This window comes from Pseudomonas syringae pv. cilantro, assembly GCF_001293775.1.
In the GTDB taxonomy this organism is placed as follows: domain Bacteria; phylum Pseudomonadota; class Gammaproteobacteria; order Pseudomonadales; family Pseudomonadaceae; genus Aquipseudomonas; species Aquipseudomonas syringae_P.
In genome coordinates this window covers 1-513 of sequence record NZ_LGLN01000075.1, presented here as the reverse complement: position 1 = coordinate 513, position 513 = coordinate 1, and the positions used below count along the sequence as shown (strand labels likewise).

At 54.4% G+C, this 513-nt stretch carries 1 pseudogene; it reads left to right on the top strand.

Going from position 1 to position 513, the window contains the following annotated elements:
* Positions 1 to 314: pseudogene (locus tag ABJ99_RS20550) on the top strand (transposase); the annotation flags it as partial.
* Positions 315 to 513 lie beyond the last annotated feature (199 nt).

Here is a 513-nt window from a genome sequence, read left to right as displayed (position 1 = left end):
CATGCTGCGCCGGGTGGTGCAGCACATCCCGGAGAAGCATTTCCGGATGATCCGGTATTTTGGTTTTCTGGCCAATCGGGTGTGTGGGAAATACCTGCCGAAGGTCTATGAAGCACTGAAGATGGCGACGCCAGGACCGGTACCAAAGCTGTATTTTACGCAGATGGCCAAAGCCTTTCTAAACGTCGATCCGTTCCGCTGCGTGCTGTGTGGCGCGCGGATGGTATACACGGCGGCAATCAGCGGGCTGACGGTGCAGGGAACTGGTCCTCAACGCTCAGGCGATCGCGCAGATGAGGTACGTGAAGCCCTGACAGGGGCTAGGTGCGTCCGCACCTAGGTTCAGCGGTAACATAACCTGCGTTAATGCGGATTGATAGGGATTTTCACTAAAAAAGTAACATCCCAGCGTCTTCCTACGCATCGCTATGAAGGCATGACGCCTCCTTCCAAGCGTCAGCTTGATGCATAGGCATTTTGAAATTCCTATGCATCAAGGCCGTTTTCCGCTTG